The 23,388-nt window shown below is 72.0% G+C and carries 19 protein-coding genes and 1 pseudogene; 10 read left to right on the top strand and 10 right to left on the bottom strand.

Annotation, left to right across the window (positions count from 1 at the left end):
* Positions 1-247 precede the first annotated feature (247 nt).
* The 4 genes from ACFXAE_RS21120 to ACFXAE_RS21105 all read left to right on the top strand — a co-directional run bounded on the left by ACFXAE_RS21120 (position 248) and on the right by ACFXAE_RS21105 (position 2,816).
* Complete coding sequence (locus ACFXAE_RS21120) at positions 248-472, top strand: hypothetical protein (RefSeq protein WP_384716907.1); 225 nt, start codon at positions 248-250, stop codon at positions 470-472.
* Positions 469-1,146 carry an RNA polymerase sigma factor gene (locus ACFXAE_RS21115; RefSeq protein WP_158717701.1) on the top strand — a complete coding sequence of 226 codons (678 nt, stop codon included), beginning with the start codon at positions 469-471 and terminating at the stop codon, positions 1,144-1,146. The genes ACFXAE_RS21120 and ACFXAE_RS21115 overlap by 4 nt, the downstream gene beginning before the upstream one ends.
* A gap of 4 nt (positions 1,147-1,150) precedes the next feature.
* Positions 1,151-1,798: a hypothetical protein gene (locus ACFXAE_RS21110; RefSeq protein ID WP_384716904.1), complete on the top strand. Its 648-nt coding sequence runs from the start codon at positions 1,151-1,153 to the stop codon at positions 1,796-1,798.
* Between the two features lie 79 nt (positions 1,799-1,877).
* On the top strand, positions 1,878-2,816 hold the full coding sequence (locus ACFXAE_RS21105; protein WP_384717041.1) for an alpha/beta hydrolase: 939 nt from the start codon (positions 1,878-1,880) through the stop codon (positions 2,814-2,816).
* Positions 2,817-3,429: 613 nt separating this feature from the next.
* On the opposite strand, the gene ACFXAE_RS21100 is transcribed toward ACFXAE_RS21105, so the two are convergent.
* Entirely contained in the window at positions 3,430-3,561 is a 132-nt protein-coding gene (locus tag ACFXAE_RS21100) for an alpha/beta hydrolase (protein WP_384716901.1), read from the bottom strand.
* A gap of 803 nt (positions 3,562-4,364) precedes the next feature.
* Between ACFXAE_RS21100 and ACFXAE_RS21095 the strand changes: the two are divergent.
* Positions 4,365-4,583, top strand: a pseudogene (locus ACFXAE_RS21095) (IS6 family transposase); the annotation flags it as partial.
* A 44-nt stretch (positions 4,584-4,627) separates the two neighbouring features.
* Here the strand turns inward: ACFXAE_RS21095 and ACFXAE_RS21090 are convergent.
* Positions 4,628-5,542: an alpha/beta hydrolase gene (locus tag ACFXAE_RS21090; RefSeq protein ID WP_384716898.1), complete on the bottom strand. Its 915-nt coding sequence runs from the start codon at positions 5,540-5,542 to the stop codon at positions 4,628-4,630.
* Positions 5,543-5,818: 276 nt separating this feature from the next.
* Here ACFXAE_RS21090 and ACFXAE_RS21085 point away from each other — a divergent pair, with 276 nt between their 5' ends.
* Positions 5,819-6,715 carry a helix-turn-helix transcriptional regulator gene (locus tag ACFXAE_RS21085; protein WP_384716895.1) on the top strand — a complete coding sequence of 299 codons (897 nt, stop codon included), beginning with the start codon at positions 5,819-5,821 and terminating at the stop codon, positions 6,713-6,715.
* Positions 6,716-6,751: 36 nt separating this feature from the next.
* Here the strand turns inward: ACFXAE_RS21085 and ACFXAE_RS21080 are convergent, their stop codons facing one another.
* Together ACFXAE_RS21080 and ACFXAE_RS21075 are read right to left on the bottom strand one after the other, a co-directional pair.
* Positions 6,752-7,102, bottom strand: a complete 351-nt coding sequence (locus tag ACFXAE_RS21080; protein WP_384716892.1) for a deoxyxylulose-5-phosphate synthase — start codon at positions 7,100-7,102, stop codon at positions 6,752-6,754.
* Between the two features lie 168 nt (positions 7,103-7,270).
* Positions 7,271-8,305: a hypothetical protein gene (locus tag ACFXAE_RS21075; RefSeq protein ID WP_384716889.1), complete on the bottom strand. Its 1,035-nt coding sequence runs from the start codon at positions 8,303-8,305 to the stop codon at positions 7,271-7,273.
* A gap of 176 nt (positions 8,306-8,481) precedes the next feature.
* On the opposite strand from ACFXAE_RS21075, the gene ACFXAE_RS21070 reads away from it, so the two are divergent.
* From ACFXAE_RS21070 to ACFXAE_RS21060, 3 genes are all read left to right on the top strand, one after another.
* Positions 8,482-8,928 carry a DUF6086 family protein gene (locus ACFXAE_RS21070; protein WP_384716886.1) on the top strand — a complete coding sequence of 149 codons (447 nt, stop codon included), beginning with the start codon at positions 8,482-8,484 and terminating at the stop codon, positions 8,926-8,928.
* 199 nt (positions 8,929-9,127) lie between these two features.
* The gene (locus ACFXAE_RS21065) at positions 9,128-9,988 is read left to right on the top strand and encodes a helix-turn-helix domain-containing protein (RefSeq protein WP_384716883.1); all 861 of its coding nucleotides are present in this window, start codon (positions 9,128-9,130) and stop codon (positions 9,986-9,988) included.
* A complete protein-coding gene (locus ACFXAE_RS21060) occupies positions 9,985-10,191 on the top strand; it encodes a DUF397 domain-containing protein (RefSeq protein WP_384716880.1) in 207 nt (68 codons plus the stop codon). Before ACFXAE_RS21065 ends, ACFXAE_RS21060 begins: the two co-directional genes overlap by 4 nt.
* 110 nt (positions 10,192-10,301) lie before the next feature.
* Here ACFXAE_RS21060 and ACFXAE_RS21055 read toward each other — a convergent pair whose 3' ends face one another.
* Positions 10,302-10,676 carry a protein kinase gene (locus tag ACFXAE_RS21055; protein ID WP_384716877.1) on the bottom strand — a complete coding sequence of 125 codons (375 nt, stop codon included), beginning with the start codon at positions 10,674-10,676 and terminating at the stop codon, positions 10,302-10,304.
* Positions 10,677-10,852: 176 nt separating this feature from the next.
* Here ACFXAE_RS21055 and ACFXAE_RS21050 point away from each other — a divergent pair, with 176 nt between their 5' ends.
* A complete protein-coding gene (locus ACFXAE_RS21050) occupies positions 10,853-12,850 on the top strand; it encodes an N-6 DNA methylase (RefSeq protein WP_384716874.1) in 1,998 nt (665 codons plus the stop codon).
* A 2-nt stretch (positions 12,851-12,852) separates the two neighbouring features.
* Here the strand turns inward: ACFXAE_RS21050 and ACFXAE_RS21045 are convergent, their stop codons facing one another.
* The 5 genes from ACFXAE_RS21045 to ACFXAE_RS21025 all read right to left on the bottom strand — a co-directional run bounded on the left by ACFXAE_RS21045 (position 12,853) and on the right by ACFXAE_RS21025 (position 22,775).
* The gene (locus tag ACFXAE_RS21045; RefSeq protein ID WP_384716871.1) at positions 12,853-14,151 is read right to left on the bottom strand and encodes a TIGR02679 family protein; all 1,299 of its coding nucleotides are present in this window, start codon (positions 14,149-14,151) and stop codon (positions 12,853-12,855) included.
* Positions 14,148-18,359 (bottom strand): TIGR02680 family protein, encoded by a 4,212-nt coding sequence (locus ACFXAE_RS21040; protein WP_384716868.1) that lies wholly within the window; start codon positions 18,357-18,359, stop codon positions 14,148-14,150. The genes ACFXAE_RS21045 and ACFXAE_RS21040 overlap by 4 nt, the downstream gene beginning before the upstream one ends.
* On the bottom strand, positions 18,356-19,693 hold the full coding sequence (locus tag ACFXAE_RS21035; RefSeq protein ID WP_384716865.1) for a TIGR02678 family protein: 1,338 nt from the start codon (positions 19,691-19,693) through the stop codon (positions 18,356-18,358). The genes ACFXAE_RS21040 and ACFXAE_RS21035 overlap by 4 nt, the downstream gene beginning before the upstream one ends.
* A complete protein-coding gene (locus ACFXAE_RS21030) occupies positions 19,693-21,282 on the bottom strand; it encodes a TIGR02677 family protein (protein ID WP_384716862.1) in 1,590 nt (529 codons plus the stop codon). Before ACFXAE_RS21030 ends, ACFXAE_RS21035 begins: the two co-directional genes overlap by 1 nt.
* Before the next feature lie 125 nt (positions 21,283-21,407).
* A complete protein-coding gene (locus tag ACFXAE_RS21025) occupies positions 21,408-22,775 on the bottom strand; it encodes an erythromycin esterase family protein (protein WP_384716859.1) in 1,368 nt (455 codons plus the stop codon).
* Positions 22,776-23,388 lie beyond the last annotated feature (613 nt).

Below are 23,388 nucleotides of genomic sequence, written 5' to 3'. Positions count from 1 at the left end.
ACGGCGGGAATGAATGGCTCCGTGCGGCCTGAGGCATACGTTCCCGCAGCTCGCACGTGGTGCCTAAGCGGTAACTTAACGCCGTGGTCTATGCCTGTGCGTGGTGAAGCGATCACGGGTCGTAAAAAAATGGTCGGGAAGGGCATGCGCGTTTGGCCCCTCTCATCGGAAATCCTGCAGCCGAGGACCCAGAGCGGTGTCCTCCGCAGCGTCATCTCCCCATTGCACAAAAGGAGTTGATGCCGCGTTGGCAGGAGAGGACCAGGTCCCGATGACCGTGAACGATCTGCTCGCGCTGCTGGCGGCCGCCACTGCCGCGCGTGTCTTCCTCCCCGACGTCGCCGCTGGACTGCGCCGGATGCTGCGCGCCGGAGCCCGTGTCGGCGTCGCCGAGCTGCTGAGCACACAGCCGGCGCGCACTGCGGCCACCGAGGCCCTCACCGCAGGGACCGTCCGGGACGAGGAGGCATGACGATGGCCATCCCCGAGGACAACAACGCCCCCTACACCCTCCCCGAGGACAGCAACGTCCCCGACGCCCTCCCCGCCCAGCCCCGAGAACTGAACTCGCTGCAGGGCGTCCACTACGAGATGCCGTCCGACCTTGACGCCTTCTATCGCATGTACGCCCGGCCGCAGCTGCGCTACGCCGCCACCGTGCTGGGCGACATGAAGGCCGCCCAGCAGGTCGTGCGCCGCCTCTACAGCCACCTCGCCCTGAACTGGGCCGTCGTCCTGCTCGAGGACGGCGGACCGGAGGCCTACGCCTGGCGCCTGCTGAAGATGCGCGTCGAACTCCACCTGCGCATGAACCTCGGCCCCGCCGCCGACGGACGCAGCACCGCTCCCGCCGGAACCGCGCGAACCACCGCCGTCCACGACGCCGTCCGTGCCACGCTGGAACGCATGCGCACGCAGCTGGCGGCCATAGAGTCCCCCCTCGGTCTCTACACCGCCATCGCCACCCTGCCGGAACGCCAGTTCGACGTGATCATCCTCCAATACGTCCTCGGCTACTCCTGCAAACAGGCCGCCAACACCATGGGCATCGCCCCGGCCACCGCCCGCACCCACCGCCGCCTGGCCCGCAAGCGCATCGCCGCCAAACTCGGCATAGACCTGGGTGACGACGAGGAGAAGGAGTAACACCGTGCCACGCAGCATCGACGACTACCTCGACCAGACCGCCCTCGCGGACATGGTCACCGACGCCGGCCTCGACACCCTGCAGCAGGAGATCGTCCGCGACGTCACCGCCACCCTCATGTTCGGCGCCCGCCCCGCTCCCGAGGGCTACTACCCCACCGCCCTCGACGAGGCTCAATCGGCCCTGACAGCCCTCTCCAGCGAACTCATCCGCCGCACCGACGCCGCCGGACACCTCGCCCGCATCGCCGACGTCCCCTACGACGCCGACGGCGCCCTGTACTTCGGCTGCCTGCTCAACCTTGCCCAGGAACCCGAGAGCGCCCTGTGGTGGTGGCAGTTCGCCGCCGGCGCCGACAACGCCACCGCCGCCTACTGCCTTCACCTCCACCACCTACTGCGCGGCGAACTGCGCGACGCCGACCACTGGGCCCACCAGGCCCTCCACCTCGACGACGACATCCACCTCACCCCCACCAACCCCTGGCCCACCCGCCGCCTGCCGCACCCCGCTCTGGCCCTGCGCGAAGCAGTGGAACGCCTCAGGGTCGAAGAGGAACTGGCCGGCGCCCCCTTCCACCACCCCGACCACCGTCTCGCCGACCAACTCGAGGAGCTCACTGACGCCTGCCGAGGAGAGAGTTGGAATTGACATTCCAACTTTGCGCCGCCGATGATCCTGGAAAGGTCATTCCACACCGGACGGCCGTTCCTTCGGATAGGTGAGCGCCATGTCCCTCGACCCGCAGATCGAGACCCTGCTCAAGCAAGTGACCGCAGAAGGCGGACCCGCGCCCGAGACTCTGACGGTGGAGGAGAACCGCGCGTTCGGGCGCGCCTTCGGCGGCCTGGCCGGTGCTCCCGTACCGGTCGCCGACGTCCGGGACACCACGGCCGTCGCCGACGGCCGCGGCATACCCGTCCGTATCTACCGGCCCGTCACCGAGCCGAACGCCGGGCCCCTGCCCGTGACGCTCTTCTTCCACGGCGGCGGGTGGGTCTTCGGTGACCTGGACACCCAGGACAACATCGCCCGCACCGTGGCCGGCCGCTCCGGCACGATCGTGGTCTCCGTCGACTACCGGCTGGCACCCGAGCACCGCTTCCCGGCCGCGGTCGACGACGCCTACGCCGCACTGACCTGGGTCGCGGACAACGCCGCCGGCTTCGGGGGCGACGGAGAGCGCATCGCCGTGTTCGGCGAGAGCGCCGGCGGCAACCTCGCCGCGGTTCTCGCACAGGACTCCCTGCGCCGCGGGGGACCTCGCATCGCGCTCCAGGTGCTCGCCTACCCGGCGGTCGACCGGTTCGACGACAGCCCTTCGATGTACGAGAACATGGCGGGACCGGTTCTTTCCCGTTCCTACCTCGAGTGGTTCTGGGGCGCCTACCTCAGCACCCCGGACCAGGGCGCCGACCCGCGGGTCTCGCCGGCGCGCTCCGACGAACCGGCTGGACTCGCTCCCGCCGTCATCGTCACCGCCGAGAACGACCCCCTGCGCGACCAGGGCGACCGCTACGCCCGCAAGCTGGCCGACGCAGGCGTGCCGGTCCAGCACCTCCCGGTCGAGGGAGCCGTTCACGGCTTCCTCTCGTTCACCGGCTCGGTGCGACTCTCGCGGGACATACTGAACCGGCTCTCGGACGCTGTGGCCACGGCCTTCAACTGACCCGGCCTGTGCGGCACCGCCAGTCGCCAGACCTCCGCGGCACGCAAGCAGGACAGCGACCACCACTGTGCCGGCCCTCGCTGTGAAGCGGCCGGTCCGCGTAGCCCCGGACCGGCCGCTTCGTCCGCGGCAGCTCGTGGCCATCCCGACCGATGAGCCGTTCGGCGAGCGGTCACGGTGACTGTTCACCGAACGGCAGGCCCTCCCGCCCGGAGCGCCGAAACGGACCCTGACCAGCCCGGAAGAAGGTTCAAGAACAGGCACTGACGGACACCGGTGGTGTGGTGGTCAGGCCGCGAGGGCGGCCTCGTACTCGGCGGGGCGTTGTCACGTTGTCGGGTGCGTGACTGCCTGATGGCGCGTCGGGACGCGGTGGGCACGCGGTCCTGACGTGTGTTCGGACTGGCCGCCGAGCAAGGACAGAAGCCCGTGCCGATCGTAGTCACAGCCGGGCAGAGGCAGTAGCCGGTCTCGTACTCGACGGGTGGGACGTGTCCTCTCCCACCGCGGAATCGGCGGTGGCAGTACCGGTCGACCCACTCGACGGTGGTCAATTCCACCTGGGAGAGCGGCTTCCAGGGCCGCTGCGGCTTGATCGACTCGTTCCGGCGGGTTACTTCCGGGTGACGTCGGTGCAGTGGACGTCCTTGTCCGGCAGGTGGCCGGTGGCCAGGAAGCCGACGGTGACCTTGTCGGCGCAGGCGGAGCCTTCGCCGTAGACGTAGTGCCCACCGTGTCGGCGCACTGCTTGGCTGCGGCTTTGGCGAGGGCCACGTTCTTGGTGATCGAGCCGTCCGCGGCAGGATAGGGGAAGAGCCCGGACACGCCGGGGTCCCGCAGACCGCAACTCTGCGGGGTGCTGTGTTCGACGCCGCGCGGGTCGAAACCGATCAGGTCGTAGCGGTCCAGCACGGACTTCGGCAGTGTGGACGCCATGGTTTCGGGCATGCCGAGACCGCCCAGAGCCGGCCCGCCGGGGTTCAGCAGCAGAACGCCGCGTCGCTTCCCGGGCTGTGCGGTGGACAGCCGGGAGACCGCCACGTCGATCTTCGTGCCGCCCGGGTTCCGGTAGTCGAGTGGCACCTTCAGCGTTCCACAGGCCAGGTGGGGGTCACGGGTTCGTCCCTCGGCCAGGGCCGGGCACTTGCCCCAGGTGATCTTGGCGCCGCCCGCGGTCCCGCCGACGCTCTTGCCGGAGACCTTGGCCGGTTGCGGACCCTTGGCGTCGGCGTCACACGCCACCAGCGCGGTTCCTGCCAGCGTGGAAACCAGCAGAGCTGTGGCGATTCGGCGGCCTCCGGGGAAACCGTGCTGCGCGGAACTGCGTGTCGTGGTCATGGTGTTGTCCTTAGCCGCTGGGCTGGTCGGCCTTGTCCGGCCGTTGTGTTGACGATTCGAGTCAACAAGGGACCACCGGTGGCGGGCGTCACCCCGAAGAGGACAAAACAGGTAGCTCGCTCGGGGGATCCTGAGCCGATCCTGGGCACTGTCACGTCGGCTGACCGGGTGGGATGATCTTCTGGTTGGTCCTGCCGGGAGGGGTCGTCCGTGGACGGCGCGCCGTCGTCGTGCAAGGGGCACCGGTACCCGGTGGAGATCATCGCGCACTGCGTGTGGCCGTACTTCCGCTTCCCGCTCGGCTTTCGCGAAGTCGGGGAACTGATGCTGGAGCGCGGCGTGCTGGTCTCCCATGAGACGGTCCGCCGCTGGTGCGCCACGTTCGGGCAGGCCCGCGCCGGCGCGCTGCGCCGCCGGCGGCCACGCCCCGACGCACCATCGGACAGTCACACACCCGACAACGTGACAACGCCCTACCGGGCGAGGTTCTCGCCGAAGAACGGGACGGTCTCGGCGAGGACCCGGTCGACGTACCGGGGCACGTCGTAGAAGTCGATGTGCGTGCCGCCGTCGACGACCACGAGCTTCTTGGGGCCGCGCACCCGGCTGAACAGCTCGGTGGAGTGCCACAGCGTTCCCGCCTCGCTGCCGGCCACGATGAGGACCGGCTGGGTGAGCAGGTCCTCGACCAGGTGGAAGGCGTCGAACGCGGCGATCTTGGAGAAGCTCCGGGTGAAGAGGAACTGGTTCTTGGTGTTCGGGTGCTGGGCGCGGGGCGTGAGGTAGTAGTCGTGGGCCTCGCGCATGTCGTGGCTGGTGTTCTCGTCGGTCTCGGCCGGCACGTACGGGATCATGGCGGGTTCGGCGCCCCGGGCCTCGGCGGTGCGCTGCTTGGCGGCCCCGTCGAGGACGGCTCCGGCGGCGGAGTCGGGCTTGTCGCCGTAGTAGTCGCGGCGGAGGCCGGTGCCGATGTTCATGGCGACGACGGTGGCGAGTGCCTTGATGCGGCGGTCGGTCATGGTGGCGTTGACCGTGTAGCCGCCGCCCGCGCAGATGCCCAGGGCGCCGATGCGCTCGGCGTCCACGTAGTCGAGCGACTGAAGGTGGTCCACGGCCGCGCGGACGTCCTCGACACGGGCGTAGGGATCCTCCAGGAAGTGCGGCGCGCCACCGCTCTCACCCTGGTAGGAGGCGTCGGCCGCGAGGGTCACGAAGCCCTGCTCGGCCAGCCGGCGCGCGTACAGGCCCGCGGTCTGCTCCTTGACGCCGCCACCCGGGTGGGCGACCACGATCGCCGGGTAGCTGCCGTTCGCCTCGAAGTCCTCGGGCAGGTAGAGGTGGCCGGCCAGCATCCGCTGGTCGTCGGTGGGAAAGGTGACGTTCCGCATGGGGGTGCTCCCTGGGGGTTCGAAGGGTGTGCCGGTTCCTGGACCTGCCGCCCGGATGGCCGGGGGTCCTGGCAGCGGCTTCCACGGGATGTGAGCGATGAGGCGTATCCGCGCTCATCCCGCTCATCCATCTCGTGAGGGCTTCAACCGGCCTGCAATCCAGAGAACCATCCGCAGGCCCTGCGTGGGGCGTCGTGAAGGGCACCCCTCTTCCGGGGGTCTGCCAGTACCCCTTTCACTCCCCTGACCTGCCCGGTACGGCCGTACCGTGGACCCATGGACCGCAGCAGCGAGATCCGCGAGTTCCTGCGCACCCGCCGGGCCCGGATCACCCCCGGACAAGCCGGCCTCACCCCACACGGCGGCGCCCGCCGGGTGCCGGGCCTGCGCCGCGAGGAGGTCGCCCAGCTTGCCGGGGTGAGCGTCGACTACTACGTCCGCTTGGAGCGCGGCCGCACCCGAGGCGTCTCCGAGACCGTCCTGGACGCCGTCGCCCGCGCCCTGCGGCTCGACGCCACCGAACGCGCCCACCTCTTCGACCTCACCCGCCCCGCCACGGGCGCAGTCCACCCCCGCCGCAAGCGCTCCCTCGCCCCGCAGAGGGTCCACCCGGTCCTGTACCGGACCCTGGACGCCCTCGACGTCCCCGCACTCGTCATGGGCAGGCGCACGGACGTACTGGCGGGCAACCGGCTCGCCCACGCCCTTTACACCGACTTCCAGGAGCGTCCCCACCGGGAGCGCAACTTCGCCCGGTACGTCTTCCTCGACGACGACGCCCGCACGCTCTACGGCGACGCCTGGGACAGGGCCGCCGCCGAGTGCGTGGCCACGCTCCACCGCTACGCCGGACGCCACCCCGACGACCCGCGACTCACCGAACTCATAGGGGAGTTGTCCGTTCTCAGCGACACCTTCCGCCGCCTGTGGGCCCACCATGACGTCCTCGTCCAGACCACAGGAAACAAACGCTTCCACCACCCGCTCGTCGGCGACCTCACCCTCGACTACGTCAGCCTGGCAGTCGAAGGCGACCCCGACCAGTCCCTGATCGTCCTGACCCCCGAACCCGCCTCCCCCACCGCCGAAGCCCTCTCCGTCCTCGCCGGCTGGACCGGCATCCCCGCCTCCCGGCCCCAGGCGCCCGAGGAGACACGCGACCCAGCCGGCTGACCCGAGAGCTCCCGCCGGGCAACGGCACGAACCGCATCAGGTCCGGGTCCTCCGTCGCGGCACCTCGTAGCGCACGAGCGCCTTGGCGAAGGGCTCGCCGGCACGACGCGCGTACGCCATCCGCTCGCGCACCTCCCTCAGCGTGCGCGGACGGTACCCGGGCCCGCCGCAGCAGCCCTTGTGGAAGCGGACACCCGCGTGCAGCAGGACGGACAGCACCCTCCATGCCTCGGTGTCCCGGCGCGGCGGCGCGGCGAAGGCCGCTCCCACGTGGATCAACGGCTCCGCACAGCGGGGACAGACCCTGTGCGGCCTGTCCCTGTCGTAGGGCTGCTTGTACGAGGCCCGACAGGGCAGGCAGACGTAGGAGGTCTTCGCGGGGGGCATGCGGCAAGGGTAGGCGGCACCTGTGCGGGGCTCGACGCATTTTCAGGAGCAGGGGCGCTCCCTGGAGGTCTCCGGGGAGCCTCACGGACGGTGGCCGTCGGGGTGGCGCACGGTACGACCGGAAGGAACGCCCCGCACGGCGACGGGCGGACGGGACCGGGACGGCTGTCACCGGACCGTGCCCGAGAAGCTCACCCGCACCGCCACCACGGAACCCGACGCGTCCAGGTCGGCAAAGACGGGGAAATGCCCGTCTCCCCAGGTGGTCATCGTGCAGAGCAGCCGGGCGTCGCCGATGTCCACGGTCCCGGTCTCGAGTTCGGAGGCGCGGATCTGCCGCATCACCTGCCAGTGGTGGGAGTGCGGCCGGAAGTCCACCCTCATGCGGCGTCCGGTCTGTTCCTTCCAGCTCATCAGGGCGCGAGCCCTGTCCACCGCTTCCGCCACGGCCAGCCCCGTCCACCCCCGGACACCGTCCTCACCGGGCTCGCCCAGCTCCGGGGCTCCGAAGACCGTCGCGGCCTCCTCGGCGGCGGCGCCCCAGAACGCGACATCGGCCAGTCCGTCCGCCGCTTCGTCGTGCTGCCAGGCGCCCAAGGCGTCGGCGTCGCCGAAGAGGACCCGGGCCCAGTCGACCCCGACGTCGCCCAGCGGCACGGAGGACTCCACGGGGCCCTCGCCCAGCTGCACGCGTATCCCGGACCAACGCCGGCCGGTAACGTCGCCGGGTTCGACCCGCGATGCGAGCACCGGCAGATCCCGGTCACGGGGCATCCCGCCCACCGCGACCACGGGGATGCCGAACATCAGGAAACCGCCGCCGCCTTCGGAAGCGGTCCGATGCGCGCGTCGGGCATGTGGCTCCCGGCTCGGCAACGCCCCCAGGCGGGCGTCCGGCCCTGCGGCCCGGCAGTGGTCCTCGAACATCGCCTTGAGCCCCGCTGCCCGGGACGCCGGGACGTCGTGGAACATCGCACCGGGCTGCCGGCCGAAGGTGCGGGCCGCTTCCGAGGCGTCCGGTCCGACCACGGCGAAGTCGACCGAGCCGAGGACATCGGCGGCCGTCTCCGCGTCGTCCACACCGAGCAGGGCGGGATCGATCTCCGCCGGCGACCTCTCTCCGCTCCACGCCCCCAGGTGACCGCCGTCGATGACGACCAGGGTCCCGGACGGACATCGGATCCCACCCAGTCTGAAGGGCACAAAAGGCGAGGTGAGCGGAGTGACCGGTTGGAGATTCGCTCCCATCCCTCTGGCCGGCGCAGCGTGACCGGGCAACGAGCGGCGGCCCGCCGAGGTCGCGTCTTACCCGAGTGCATACCGGCCACTTGAACACCTACCCTGCGCCAGGGCTGTTGAGCCGGAACGGGGGATCGACGATGAGCATGTACTTCGAGCTGGGTGACGAGACGCTGTGGAACCCGTCGAACGGCGCCGGCCGCCTCTTCATGCGGCAGGTGGAAGTCTTCGAGGCGGAGCTCGGGCTGCCTTCGGGAATCGGCCAGGGAAAGTACTGGGGTGACCCGGACACACTCGCAGTCGATCCGGTCGCGTACGCGGAGTTCGTGCGCGGCCTCGTCGCCTGGCATTGCGGGACGAGCCACTCCGTGATCCTCACGCTCTCCGAGGGGTTCGCGGCGACAGCGGTCGCGCTCGCGCGGCGGGCGGGGATCGATGTGGAGATGCCCGCGTCAGAGGCCGGCCATGTGGGGGGTGGCGTCCGACGCGACGTGCAGGTTCCCGGCAATGCCCGGGTCTCGTCGGCCGCCGTCGTCGACGCCCTGGACACGCGGGCGCGGGAGGTGGACCGCTGGATGGCCCGCTGAGCCGGTTCGCCTGAAACCGTCGTTCGCCTCTCCCCTTGCCCGTCGCCCGTGGTCGTACGGGATTCCGTACGGCTGTTGTACGGGGCCGGGGCCGTGCCCATGGCGTCGCGGCTCGCGTTGAACAAGGTCCCGGCGGCGGGTTGAGCGTCGCCGCGGTGCGGGTGAGCGGGGTGCGGTGCGGGACGGAAGGGCGTGAGGCATGAGCACGGTGCGGGAGACACGGGGCGGTCGGGCGGCGAAGGCGAAGGAGGAGGGCGGGGGTGACCTGCCGGGGGCGTGGGCGGCGTACGGGAGGCTGCTCCAGCATCTGCGGAAGCGGGCCGGGTTGAACCAGCAGCAGCTCGGGGAGGCCATCGACTGCTCGCTGGAGCAGGTCGCCTCGGTCGAGCAGGGGCGGCGGCCGGCGAAGGCGGCGTTCACCAGGGCGGCGGACCGGGTGCTGGAGGCGGGCGGGGTTCTGGAGGTGCTCCAGGACGAGGTGGACCGGGCGAAACTGCCGCGCTTCTTCCGCAACTTCGCGCTCATCGAGGCGGAGGTGGTGAGCCGCTTCTCGTACGATCCGCTGCTGGTGCCGGGGTTGTTGCAGACGGAGGGGTACGCGCGGGCGGTGTTCGCGGGGCACTGTCCGCCGTTGAGCGAGGAGATCATCGAGCAGCACACGGAGGCTCGGTTGAGTCGGCAGAAGCTGCTGACTCGAGTGCCGCTGGCGGAGCTGTCGTTCATCGTGAGTGAGGAGGCGTTGCGCGATCCGGTGGGCGGCCCAGAGGTCATGGGCGAGCAGTGGCAACGTCTGTTGGAGGTCAGCACGTTGCGGAACGTGGAGGTGCAGGTCATGCCTGCCGGACGGGGGTTCCATCCGGGGAAGAACGGTCCGTTCGTGGTCGTGGAATCACACGAGCACCGGCTCCTCGGGTACTTCGAATCCCAAGGGGTCGGGTGCGTCGTCACGGATCCCGCCGAGGTCAGCGCGTTCTCGTTGCGATATGGCAAGCTGCGATCGCAGGCCTTGAACGTCGAGGAGTCTGCACGACTCATCGAGCGGATGGTGGGAGAGACGTGAGCGTGGAGCAGGTGACCGAGAACGTGGACGGGCTGCACTGGTTCAAGAGCAGCTACAGCGGGTCGGACGGCGGTGACTGCGTGGAGGTGGCCACCGGTCTCGACGCCGTGTACGTACGGGACTCCAAGATTGCGGGCGACGGGCCGGTGCTGCGGGTCGGCCGAGGCGAGTGGGCGGCGTTCGTGGCGCTCACGGTGGGATAGCTCCGACCAGGACTCCCGAGCGGAACAGCGGGCTGGTTCGCGTCACTTGAGAGGACGCAAACCAGCCCGCTGTCATGCCGCCGGCTCAGAAGAGGACACCCTCGGCGCCCTCACCGAAAGCGGGCCGGCAATACGGCGATCTCGTACCGGGTGTCCAGCACGTCGAACCGGCCGTCGTCCTGCTGGTCGAAGAGGAATTCGAGGGTGGTGCCCTCGATCAGTTCCATGACCAGGCAGCAGGTGCCGTCCGTGACCGACGCGTCCAAGACGGTGGTCGTGTTGGGGTGGTGGAGGCGTGCCGCGGCCTTCGCCTCCCGCCGGAAGCGCCGCAGCGCCTCGTCCCGGCTCCGAGGGACGGCGAGCAGGTCCGCCGCGACGGTCTTGACCGCCACGGGGCGCTCCAGGCGCAGGTCAAGCCCCTGCCAGACGTGTCCCATCACCCCACGGCCGAGCACCGAAGTGAGCCGATAGCGGTCCAGGAGCACCGCTCCCGGCGTGATTTCCCGGATTTCCCCCGTCCTCCGCACTCCCCGCACAGCGACTCCGGATATTTGTACTGTAAACAGAGTCAATGAGCGTAGTAGCCTCTCATGTACAACCACACAGAGCCCCGTCCACCGCCGGTCCGCACGCAAGCGCCCCAGCACCTCGGAGACTGTCGATGAGTACAACCGATCCCGTACCCGTCAGCCTCGCCGAGATCGCCCGGATCGCCGGCGTGGGGCGTGCCGCGGTGAGCAACTGGCGGCGGCGCCACGACTCGTTCCCCACGCGCATCGGGGGCACGGACGTCAGCCCTCAGTTCTCCCTGGCCGAGGTCGAGCGGTGGCTGAGGGACAACGGCAAACTCGACTCCATCGGGGGGCGCGAGCTCCTGTGGCCCCGGTTCGAGGCGCTGGGCAGCAGGGACGAGTCGGGCCTGGCCATCGCCGAGGCGGCCCTCCGCATGCACTCGCCCCGGGCACGCGGGTCGCACAGGGAACTCACTGCGGAAGCCGAGGAGTTGGCGGCCGAGGCGGCGAAGCTGGGGCGGAACGAGGGGGCGCGCGAGACGTTCGAGTTCCTGCTGCAGCGGTGGCTCGAGACACACGTACGTCAGCTGAGCACGACGCCTCCGCCGCTCGCCTCGCTGATGGCGCGGATCGCGCTCGGCGTCCGCGTCGGCGGGCGCGGCGAGGAAGCCGGCGAAGAGCTCACCGTTCTCGATCCGGCTTGCGGAACCGGGCACTTGGTGGTCGCGGCCGTACAGGAGGGCGCGGGCTCGCGCCTGTCGGTGCGGGCGTGCGAGCGGGATCCCGCCCTCGCCGCGCTGGCGTCCGCGCGGCTGGATTTCCTCAAGGACGACCACGACGTCCGTGCGGAGATCGCCACGGCGGACGCCCTGCGCGAGGATCCGTTCAGCGGGGCGCGGGTGGACGTCGCCCTCTGCAACCCGCCGTTCAACGAACGCGACTGGGGCTACACGGAACTCGCCACCGACCAACGCTGGACACACGGTCTTCCGCCTCGCACCGAGCCGGAACTGGCCTGGGTGCAGCACCTGTTCGCCCATCTCAAGCCGGGCGGTGCGGCCGTCGTCGTCCTGCCTCCGGCGGTCGCCTCGCGCAAGGCGGGCCGACGCGTCCGGGGCTCTCTGCTGCGGACCGGCGCCCTCCGCGCCGTGGTGGCCCTCCCGCCGGGCAGCGCCCAGCCGCACAGCGTCTCGCTCCAGTTGTGGGTTCTCAGGGCGGCCCCGGACGGCACGGTGGCGGTTCCGTCCGCGCAGGACGTGCTCCTGGTCGACGCGACACGCTTCGCGAAAGCCGGCACGCGTGAGTCCGGTCCCCACTGGGAGCCGCTGCGGGCCTTCGCCCTCTCCGCACTGGAGGTCCTCGACCGCCCGGAAGCCGACCTGCCGGACGGAGCCGTCCGCGTTCCCCTCATCGAACTCCTGGACGACGAGGTGGACGTCACCCCTGGTCGTTACGCGTCGGTGACCGCCGAACCGTCCGGCCTCGAACTCGCGGCGGCCTGGCGGGAAGCGGGGACGGCACTGACCGACCTGGCCCGTCGAGCCGAACGGCTGTCGGAACTGAGGTTCTCGACCGACCGGCCGCAGACCACGACCAGCGTGGGCGACCTCGTCAAAGCCGGTGTCCTGTCCTTGCGTTCCGGACAACAGACGGTGGACGGTGCGACGCCGCCCGGCAGGGACTCCGTGCCTCTCCTCACTGTCGCCGACCTGTTGACGGACGGCACTCCCAGCGGGCTCGTCAGCGCCGGATCGGCGCCCGTGATCGTCGAGAAGGGCGACGTCGTGGTCGCCGGTGTCGTACGCGCGTACCGGGCATGGGTGCACGAAGGGCCCCCGACGGCCCTGGGTCCGCAGCTGTACGCCCTGCGGGTGGACTCGGCCAAACTCGACGCGCATTTCCTCGCCGGCTGTCTGCGCGCGCCCTCCAACGGACGTCAGGCGGGCACCCACGCCTCCAGCTCGTCACGGGTCGACATCCGGCGCCTGCAGGTGCTCCAGCTCCCCCTGCGGGAACAGGAAGCGTACGCCGAGGTCTTCCGGGGTCTCAGGGACTTCGAGGCACGACTCGGTGCCGCCGGGGGCCTGGGCAGGAGACTGGTGAGCGACGTCTCCGACCTGCTCGCGGCGGGCGGGCTCGACGTCTGACCTCAGCCGAGGTCCTCCAGCAGCAGATCGAGCGCCGCCTCCTCGTGCAGGGCGATTCCCAGGGCGTTCATGGTGGGTGCCAGTTCCGGATCCCATGCGGCCTCCACCGGCGGACCGGTGAGGGGAAGGTGCGGGACGCCGTGCAGCTGGGCGCGGGTCGCCAGGTACTCGTAGTCGGGGGCGCGCAGGCGCCACGGTTCGGCCGCGTAGCGCCGGGTGACGCGGTTGGCGAGTGCGATGCCGGGCCAGTCGAAGTCGCCGTGGTAGGCGAAGGTGCAGCCGGCCTCCGCCAGGGCGTCGAGGAGGGTGAGGACGACCGTCGTCGCGCTGCCCGAGGTGCAGACCAGGGGCGCCGTGCGGCCGGCGTCGGCGGCGGCCTCGACCACGCGGGGGTTCTCGCAGACGTGGACCCGGGTGCCGGACGGCATCGTCGGACGCAGCGTGCGCAGTTCGCGCAGGGTCAGGTGGGTCTCCCTGTGGTGGTCGGCGCGCTCGCGCAGGGCCGCCTCCTGCCAGGTGCCGCCGGTGGGGCGCAGGCCGTGGGTGAGGACCGTGCTGGAGACCTCGTCCGGGGTGACCGAGGCCGTGCGCCACAGGGCCCGGCGGGCGGGGGCGTCGGTGGGGAACTCCGTGTCGTGCGCCAGGGCTATGCCGCGCAGGACCAGCCGGGACAGCAGCGTGCCGTCGTCCAGGCCGTGGGCGGAGCCGGTGGCACGGGTGGCCAGTTCGCCCCGGCCCCAGGAGACCGAAGTGGGGTCGGCGACGGTGGCGGGGAAGAGCACCGCAAGGGTCTGGATCGCTTGGACGACGACCGTGGTCGCGGTGTGCGGGTCCTGGCGGGCGAGGGTGCCGCCGCGCCGTAGGTCCTCCAGCCACCGTGCCACCCAGGGCTGGGACGACAGGGAGGTGGATTCCGCTTCCGTCTCGGCCGTCGACCACACGCGGGCCCGTTCGGCCGCCGCCGCGTCGCGGACCGCCCTGCGGTCCGTCAGGGGCGGGCCCAGTTCCTCCAGGGTCGCGGCCAGGCCCCGTCCGGCCGCGCTGGCGCGCAGTCGGGTGTCCAGGTCCGGCAGGCGGATCGTGGCGGTGGGGCCGGTGACCGGTCGGGCGAGGAGGAGGGACAGCGCCTCGCGTTCCGGTGCGTCCAGGTGCTGGAGCCTGAGGGTTCCGGTCGGCTGGAGGCCGTTGCGTTCCAGGCGGGCGCGTGCCTGCGTCCAGAGGCGGGTGAGGCCCGGCCTGGTGAGGAAGGCGAGCGTTTCGGCGTCCAGGGAACCGCCGTCGGCGCGTCCGGGACGGCTCATACCGGCATCAGTCTCCGCTGCCGCCCGTTCCACGTGTAGTGGAGCGTGGCCACGCCCCGTACGTGCGGATCGCGCAGGCACTCGTAGATGTGGAGGGACGGCACGTCGGGCCAGTTGCCGATCAGGCGTTCGCTGGTGAGGACGAAGTCGAGGTCCAGGTCGACCAGGATGCGGCCGAGGCGGGCGTGCGTGGGCTCGTCGACCTTGGCGAACGCGTCGTCGAGGAGGATCAGGCGGGGGGTGTGCGGGGCGGAGTCGGCGAGTCCGGTGAAGTGCGCCGCCGCCGCCGCGAAGAGGACCAGGTAGGAGAGGACCCGCTGCTCGCCCTGGCTCAGGCCGGTGCGGCCGGAGAGTTTGCGGCGGCTGGTCGGCGCCGCGTCGTTCACCACCCAGGGAGTGAAGGTGAACCAGTCCCGGTAGTCCAGGGCGGTGCGCAGGTGCGCCGCGTATCCGGCGGCCGGGTCGGCGCGGCGGGCGTCCTCGATACGGCGCTGGAGGACTTCGCGGAGCTGCTCGGACTGTTCACGGGTGCGCAGGCCGGAAGGGCTGCGCAGGAGGTCGACGGCCGCCTTGACGTCCGCTTCCACCCCGTCGGCGAGCTTCCAGTCGAGGGTGACGCCGAGGCCGTGTGACGTGCGGACCGTGGCGAGGGTGGTGTTGAGGGCGGTGACCAGGGCGCCGGCCGCCAGCACCTGCGCGGACAGGTGGTCGCCCAGCTCTCCGGTCAGGAAGCGCTGGAAGACCTCGCGCTCGCGCTCCGTGAGGCGGTCGCGTGCCTCGGCGGCCTCGGTCGCGATCAGCTCGCCGACCTCGGCGATGTCCCGCGGGCCCTGGTCGTTGACGAGCCGGCACAGCTTGATGCCGTCCTTTTCCTCGATGGTCGCGTCGTAGCCGCCGGAGAGCTGGTCGCGCAGTTCGGTGTGACGGTTGAGGAGGGTGGTGTCGGAGACGTCACCGCGCTCGGCGTCCAGGCCGCGGCGCACCACGTCGGTCAGCAGACCCAGTGCCGTGATGCGCGCCCGCACGTCCTGGTGGACGGGGTCCGGGGACTTCAGGACCGCTCCCCCGTCCGCGTCGGTGCCCAGGCCCGCTCCCTTCAGTACGCCCGGCAGCGCGAGGGCCGCGCGCAGTCTCCTGCCGCGGGCCAGCACCTCGGTCTCCTGTGCGGCGAGCGCCTCGTGCCGCTTCCGCTCCTCCTCCTCGGCCCGTACGCACAGGTCGTGCACGTCGCCGCGGTCCCTCCGGGCGGGCGGCAGTTGACGTCCCACCGCGTCCAGGCGGCGTTTCGCGTCGGCCTCCCTGGCGAGGATCTCCTGCTCCGTGGCGCCGAGGGCGTCCTCCAGGGCCCGGACGGTGCGGCGGGCGGCCTCCAGGCGGCCGAGGTGCTCGGCGTGGTCCGCCTCGGTCTCCCGGCGCGCCGAGGCGGTGCGCTCGTAGTCGGTCCGGCTGCCGCGGTGGTTCTCGGCCGTGGACAGGACCGCGCGGATCCGCCGTCGCAGTTGCCGCGTGCCCTGTCCGAGGCGGTCGAGGGCCAGGCGGACCGTTTCGAGTGCGGCCGGGTCCGCCGGGAGGCCCTGGGCGTTCGCCGTCGCCTCGGTCTCGCGCCGGGCGGCGACCGCGCGGGCACGCGCCCGGTGCGCCTCGCGGGCTGCCGTGGACGCCTGCGCGGCGAGGGATTCGGCGGCGCGCTCGGCCTCGGCGGTACGGGCCCAGGCGTCCGTCAGTCCACGGGCCGAGGGCGGTCGGCGCAGGATGTCGCCGACCTGGTCGCGGTGGTCGGTGAGGACACGCAGGGCGTGCCGGCGCTCCTCCACCTCGCCTTCCACCTCGCTCAGCCTGCGGTCGATGTCCGCCAGTGCCCGGCGGCGGGTCTGTGCGCGCACTTCCGCGCCCACGTACTCGGCGGTCTGCTTGGCGTGGCGGCCGCGGGCGATGCCGAGCCGCCAGGAGCCGTCGGTGCCGATCACGGTGTGCGGTCCGGTCTCCGCACCGGCGGCCGGGCCGGCACCGGTGACAGGGACTCCGCCCTCGGCGAGGGCCACCGCCTCCAGCAGGCGTCGCACCTGCTCCGCCGTCACCCCGCTGTCCGGCGCGGCGACGGGCCGCAGCACCTGGGCGAGTGCCGGCCCGGGCGCGGGGGGCCCGGGAGTCAGGAGGGTGTCCCGGGTGGCCGGGTCGAGGACCGTGCCGTCGGCGCGTACCCAGGCGTCGAGCAGGCCGCTCGCCTCCAGCGCGGCTTCCAGCCCGGCCCGTGCGTCCGGTGCCAGGTCGGGGGCGAAGTCCACCAGGCGGTACAGGGGTGCTCCGGTGCCGGGCGTGCGGGACGCCGTGCGGTGGGGCGGGGGCGGGGGTTCGGGGTCGGTGCGGCGCTCCCACTGCTCGCGCCGGCGCCTCAGGTCGTTCCGTTCGGTCTCCCGTGCGCGAACGGTCAGGGCGAGGACGTCGCGTTCCTCGGCCAGGTCCGTCAGCCAGGGGTCGACGGCGGACCTGGCGGTGTCGGCCACCTCGTCGGGGGCGTGGGCGGGCAGCGGGCCGTCGGCCGGGTCGTGTGCGACGAGGGCGAGTACGTCGTCCAAGGGCAGCCCGGTGAGTTTCCGCAGACGCCCGGCCCACGTTCCGGCCGCGTCCGCGTACCTCTCCGACTCGCGCACGGTTTCCTGCCGGCGCTGTTCGGTCCGGGTGCGCGCGTGCTCCACCTGTTCTTCCAGGCGCTCCCGGGTGGCATCGGCCTCGTCCGCCTCCCGGTGGGCCGCGTCCGACCGCTCGACGAGGGCGCCCAGTTCGGTGACGAAGCGGACGCGGTTCCTGATCAGCGGCTGTGCGGCGTCGAGCCGGGTGTCCCAGGCGTGCAGCGCGGTCGTGCAGAGCTCGGTGTCGACCGCCAGCACTTCGCTGTGCCGGACCAGGTGGAGGTCGCCTCCCGGGGCGGTCAGTTCCGCCGTCGTGGCGGGTGCCACCGGCGCGACGGGGGTCGCCATGGGCTCCCCCAGGTGCGCGGGGTCCACTCCGGACCGCTCGGCCTCCCGTACCGACTCGGTGTGTACGGTGCTCAGTTCCACCAGTTCTTCGCCGAGCCGTCCGGCCTCGGCGGTGAGGCGCTGTCCTGCCTCCTCCTCGCCCAGGTGTGCCTGGCGGACGGCCTTGAAGGCGGCGCCGGCCGCGCTGTGCAGGGCGGTGACGGTGTCGCGTTTCTCTCCGAGTTCCCGCAGGCTGCGGTATCCGGTACTGGCGTGCAGCGCGGCCAGGTCCGTCTCGGCCGCGGCCGACTCGCCTTCGAGGGTCTCGATGCGGGCATCGAGTTGCTGCTCGCGCTCGCGGAGTTCCGCCGCCTTGCGCACCGCGTCGGCGGCGGACCTGCGGTACTCCGTCAGCCGCTCCAGGTCACCGCTCACCTGGTCGGTGCGGCGGCGCAGGGAGCCGTGCAGGTAGCCGCGGTAGCCGGTGAGGAAGGTGCGCAGTGCCCGGTCGGTGCGTTCGAGGCGGCCGAGGTAGGCCCGGACGGAGTCGAGGTCGTCCAGGCTGCGGGCCACCTTCTCCACGACCTCGTCGTCGAGGGCGGGCAGGGTCTCGGCGAGGACCTGGACGAGTCCACCGGAGTCGATGCGGTCGCCGATGGTGGGACGGCGCAGCCGGTGCAGCAGGTGCAGCAGGTTGCGGTAGCGCGCCGGGTCGGTGAGGCCGAACAGGTCACGGGCGACCGTGGCCCGGTGCTCGACGGCGCGGTCGGTGACGTTCTCCGGGCCGACCAGTGACTTCAGCTGGTCGACGGTGAGGGGGCGGCCGGCGGGGGCGAGGTCGAGGTCCTCGCCGACGCGCAGGTGTGTGGTGAAGAAGAAGGGCTTCGCCGTCCTGGTCGACCGGGATGCCCGGACGGCGGCGCCGACGGTCAGATGGTGGTCGTTCCCCTGCTCGTCCGTCCGCGCGAACTCCAGCCACAGATAGCCCAGCCGGTTGGTCTGCGCGAAGCCGTCGAGCATCAGCCAGGTCAGGGTGGTGCGGCCGGTTCCCGTGGCGTCCAGCGCGCGGGCGTCACCGTCGAGGAGGTAGGGCAGCAGCATCTCCAGGGCCTTGGACTTGCCGGCGCCGTTCTTGCCGCGCAGCAGCATGCGGCCCTCGCCGAAGGCGAACTCCTGGTGGTCGTACTGCCACACGTTCCGGATGCCCGCGCGGTGCAGTCGGTAGCGGTGCGGGGACGGCGAGGGGTTCATCGGGGCGGCTCCTTGGCGGGGTCATCCGTCGGCGACGGGGCGGTACGCGGTCCGACCGCCACCGTGGTGGCGTAGCGGGCGGCCGCGGCGAGCAGGATCCAGCCGCCGGCGGCGCGGTCCTGGCCGCGTGCGCCCGAGACGTCGGTGACGGAGCGGCCGCCGGCCGCCGGCCCGCCGTACTCCTCGGGCAGGCCGTGGCCGTCCGCGCGGACGGGGCCGGCGGGGGCGATCAGGCGCATCCTGACGAGGAGGTCGAGTACGGCGGCGAGGAATCCGTCCCGGTCCTCCAGGTGGCCGCGCTGCCAGGTGCCGCGCTTTCCGTACTCCTCGACGAGTTCGTCGAGGAGTACGGGCAGCAGTCCGTCGGGGACGGGTACGCCGATGACGAGCCGGCCGCCGACCGCGGGATGGCCCGCTTCTTCGGGGCGCAGACGGTCGACCAGCCGCTCCACGAGGAGCAGCGCGGCCTGGGCGACCGTGCCGGTGCCCGGGAGGTGCAGGTCGGTGAGTTCGTCGTCCGTGTCGATCAGGGCGATGCCCTCGGCGCGGATCTCGGCCTCCAGGCCGAGCAGTTCGGAGAAGGCCTGCGCCTCGCGCCGCTGCCGGGTGCGCAGCCACTCGCGCTCGGCGTCGGTGAGGTCGTCGAGGTGGACGACGGGGGTTTCGACGAGGCGCCGGCGGACGTACGTACGGGGTCCTCCGAAGCCGGGGTCGGCGGCCCGGCGGACGAGGTCCGCACCGTCGCGGCTCTGGGCGAGCGGACCGGCGACGACAGCCCGGGCGATGTCGCGGTCCACGGTGAGCAGTGCCTCCCCGGCGCGTTCCTCGGCGACGGCCGTCACCTGGCCCTCGGTCTCCACCAGGACGCCCCAGTCGACGAGTTGCCGCAGGGCGGCGGCGAGGGTGCGTCGTTCGGCCTGCCGTCCGGTGCCGGTGATCTCGATACCGGCGTCGACGGCCGCGGCGCGCAGGTCGGCGACGAGCTGGGAGAGCAGGAGCTGTTCCGGGGCGGTGACGAGGACGGACAGGGCGAGGGCGAGGTAGGCGTACGTCCGTGGGGTGAACGGTGTTCCGGTCGACGGCCGTTCCATGCGGTGGCCCGAGTCCGGGCCGAGGCCCGCCTTGAACAGCCGGGCGTAGGACGCCTCCACCAGCAGGCGGTAGCCGAACACCTGCTGGAAGCGCTGGGCGAGCCAGTCGGCGTGGCGGCGGATCAGGGGGAACGTGTCGCTGTGCGGTCCGGTACTGGTGACCAGGGGGTGGGACAGCAGGAGCCGGGCGGCGGTGCGGCGCTCGGCGGCGAGGGCGACGTCGTGGGCGGAGGGCAGGGGCATCAGGCGCTCGCCTCCCCCCTCGTGACTGCGGACGTGCTCTCGACGGCCACGGTGATGTCGTCCGCGGTCAGATCGCCGTCCACGGACCGCAGGACCGTGGACCGGCCGGGTGTGCGCCACGCGGTCAGCCGGATGCCGAGGTCCGCGTCGTCCGCCTGTGCGCCGTCGATCAGGAAGCCGTCGGTCTCCTTGTGCAGCCGGGCGTTGCCGAGAGCGGTGGTGAGCAGCTCCAGCAGCAGCCGCATGGCGGGGGCGCCGAGTCGTACCTGGTCGAACCGGCCGGACGCGCTGCGCAGTTCTTCGGCCGCCGTCCGCCGGGCCTCGGCCTGCTGCCGGGCCTGCTCCATGAGGCGGCGTTTCTGCTCGGAGTGGTCCTCGGCCGCCGCCGCGCGTCCGCGCGGTGACCTGCTGCCGCGCTCGCGCAGCGCCACCGGCACGTCCACCACGGGTCCGGTCCACCAGCTCGTATGGGCCGGTACGGACCGGTCGGGGTTCGGCGCGACTCCCAGGTGCCGTGCGCCGTAGAGCCCGAAGGCGGCGACCGCCATGTCGTGGGCCTCCTCCGGCTCCGCTGCGTCGAACCAGGCCGCGAGCCTCAGCAGGTCCTTGCGGCGGGACATCTCGCCGGAGGCCGAGCGCAGCATCCTCTTGGCGTTGGCGAGGAGGGACTGCAGGGCACGCAGGGTGGCGTCCCTCAGCTGGTCCACCTGGCTGGAGTGCGCTCCGCCGGGGGTGAACCACTCGCGCAGTCCCTCCCAGTCCGCCAGGTCCCGGCCGCGGCTGCGCTGCACCCGGGTCTCGGGCAGTCCGTCGGCGAGTGCTCCGATGCCCGCCGTGTGCGCGTCGATCCGGTCGAGCAGCGCGGGCAGGTGGGGCCGGACGGCGTCCAGGTGGGCCGCGATGCGCGGGGCCCTGAAGGAGACGTCCTCGGTGATGGCCTGCACGTAGTCGAGCAGCAGTTCCTTGAATCCCTGGTACTCGGCCGAGTCGAGGTCGTAGCGCGCCAGCACCTGGCCCAGGTAGGCGTAGAAGTCGCGGACGGACTCGGCGAAGCCGGTGAACTGGACGAAGAGGGTACTGATCCGCTCCAGCGCCCGCTGCGGGTCCGCGCCGCCCGGTGCCGCGGCCATGGCGGCGATCTCGCGCAGACCGCGGTCGACCAGGGCCAGCAACTCGCTGCTCACCTCGCGGGCCGCGTCCGCCCCGGACAGCACCTCGTCCGCGTCGCGCTGCACGCGCTCCCCCAGCTTGGAGAGCTGGTAGCGGGAGCGGGAGCGCTGGTACTCGGAGATGCTCGCCGCCCTGACGGTGTGCGTGCTGCGCAGCAGGTTGCCCCAGCGCACGAGCTCCTCGAGCCTGCGGGTGAGGGTCTCCGCGTCCGGTCCGGCCCCCGGGCCGCCGCGCTCGGCCAGCCTGCCGATCAGGTCGGGCACGGACAGGTCCGCCAGCAGCGTGCCGCAGAACACGCGCATCACCGCGATGTACTCCAGGCGCTCGGGCGCGCTGAGGTAGGCGTACGCGCTCAGCCGCTGCCAGTCCTCCGCGTCCGTTTCCTGCCCCTGCGGTGCGTTTCCTTCTTTCCCGTCCACACCGTCGAGACTACGGACCGCCACTGACAGCGCACAGCGGGGTGGGGGATGACCCGCCTGCCGGGCGCCTCATTCGATCACATGGAGAAATGACCGGTCGAATTCTCGCTGTTTTCGATCATGAGTCACGGGTTGCCCAGGTAGGAGGTCGCCTCCACCTCGTTCAGGTGGATGAGGATGTCATGGGCCTCGCCGAGGGCGATCCTGTATTCCATGGGGTCGGGCCAGCCGGCGCCTATGTTCCAGGTGGGGCGCGGCTCGGCCAGCCAGGTGCGTACGGAGTGGGGAGCGGTGCGCAGGTCCAGGACGTAGTCGCGTTGGCGGGCCTGGTCCAGGGTGTGTTCGTTGGAGCCCGGCCGCGCGGCGTCCACGCGGTAGGTGCGGATCACGTCGTCGCCGGTGCCGAACGCCTTGAAGGCGCCGCTGTGGAAGCTGAAGCCGATGCTGGCGTAGTCCCCGCCCAGCGAGTCGCGCAGGAAGGCGCCTTGAGTCTTCGGGTAGCGCGGGTCGAAGGCGTCGTAGGAGACGTGGGTGTTGTGGGCCGACAGCAGGATCCGGTCACCGGTGTGCCGGTGCCACCAGGCCACGTTCTCGGCCATCACCCGGTCGCGGTACTCCATCATCTCCGTGACCTGGGCCTCGTCGGTGATGTCGTGGGAATAGCCCTTGGCCATCTGGTGGATGGCCCTGGCGTGCTGGACCGTCCAGACGTGTTCCTGCCTGCTCGTGCCGGGGGCCGGGCGCTGCTTCTGGAGCAGTTCGAGCACCTTCCGGGTGCGTTCGGCGCGCTTCTCGCGTTCGGACAGGGGCAGTTCGAGGTAGCGCTCCAGGTACGTGGCGGCGTCGGCGGTGGGAGCCAGGCCGTCGTAGAGGGCGGTGACGCGTGACCGCAGGTGCGGGTGGGCGCGGGTCACGTGGTCCGTCACCCGCCGGTACAGCTCCGGTCCGGCGTAGCCCATGTCGTTGCCCGCGAAACGCACCGGGTCGGTGGGGTGGTGGCGGTTGTGGGCGCGCATCCACTCGATGAGGTTCAGGTAGTCCGCGTTGTGCCAGATGCGGTAGGAGCCCTGGAACTCCTCGCGCGCTATGCGGTCGAGATCGCCCTTGCCGTACAGCACGTACTCGTTGACGCGGACGCCGCTGCTCCAGGGCAGCTCCAGGGAGAAGGTCCGGAACCCCTTCTGCTCGACCAGGTAACGCAGGACCCGGTGCTTCATGCGGAAGAAGTCCCGGGAGCCGTGGGTGGCCTCGCCCAGGCCCACCACCCCGGCGTCCCCCACCATGCGGCCCAGCGGGCCCAAGTCCCGCAGGCTGCCTCCGGGTTCGGTGCTCCTCAGTGTGTGAGCGCTGCGCTCGATCGCGTCGACCACGCTCGTCGTGGTCCGGCCGGAGGAGTGCTTCGGCATGTCGGCGGTGGCCGGGGTGGTCACCGCCACGGCGCCCAGGGAGAGGAGGAGGGCCGAGGAGAGTACTGCCGCCTTGCGTGGTGTCATGCCAGTAGGTTTCCGCGCGTACGGCCGTCCGCGCCAACCCCCGTACTGCCCAACCCCGGTACCGCAGGCACTACCGCGTCCCCGCGTCGGGTGGTGCGGGTCCCTCCGCGTCGCGGTGGGCCGCGGACCCGGCGTGCCCGAGGCTGCGGCTCACGGCCCTGTGGTCGTGAGCCGCCGTGTGAACCGGGAGTGGTACGGGAGCGGACGGGGTCGGGGGCGGACGACGGGGCCCGTAGTCGGGGCCTTCCGGGTGCCGACGGGATCGCCGCCCCCCGCACCTCGGCGCGGGCACGGTGAAGACCCGTCTCACCGACGTCCGGAGCGGACTCGGCGCCCGCAACCGGGGCGGGACAGCGGCCGGGGCCCGGGAGCCGGGACTCGCCCGCTGACCGGACCGTGAGCGGCGGCCCCGCGGACGGGGCGGACCGGCGCGGCCGTTCGGCCTCCTCCGATCCGCCCGCACGGCGGATTCCCCCTCGCACCGGCTCGACGGACGAGCTGCCGACCGCGGCCCGGACGCCCGCGCGATCGGGCCGCCCGGGGCGCCGACCGCGCGCTGCCGGCTCCGGACGTGAGGAGCGGGCCGGCCCGGACCGCACACGCGGTCCGGGCC

Source organism: Streptomyces sp. NPDC059454 (assembly GCF_042749965.1).
GTDB lineage: Bacteria > Actinomycetota > Actinomycetes > Streptomycetales > Streptomycetaceae > Streptomyces.
The sequence above is the reverse complement of the archived record's forward strand: the minus strand, read 5'-3'. Positions and strand labels throughout refer to the sequence as shown.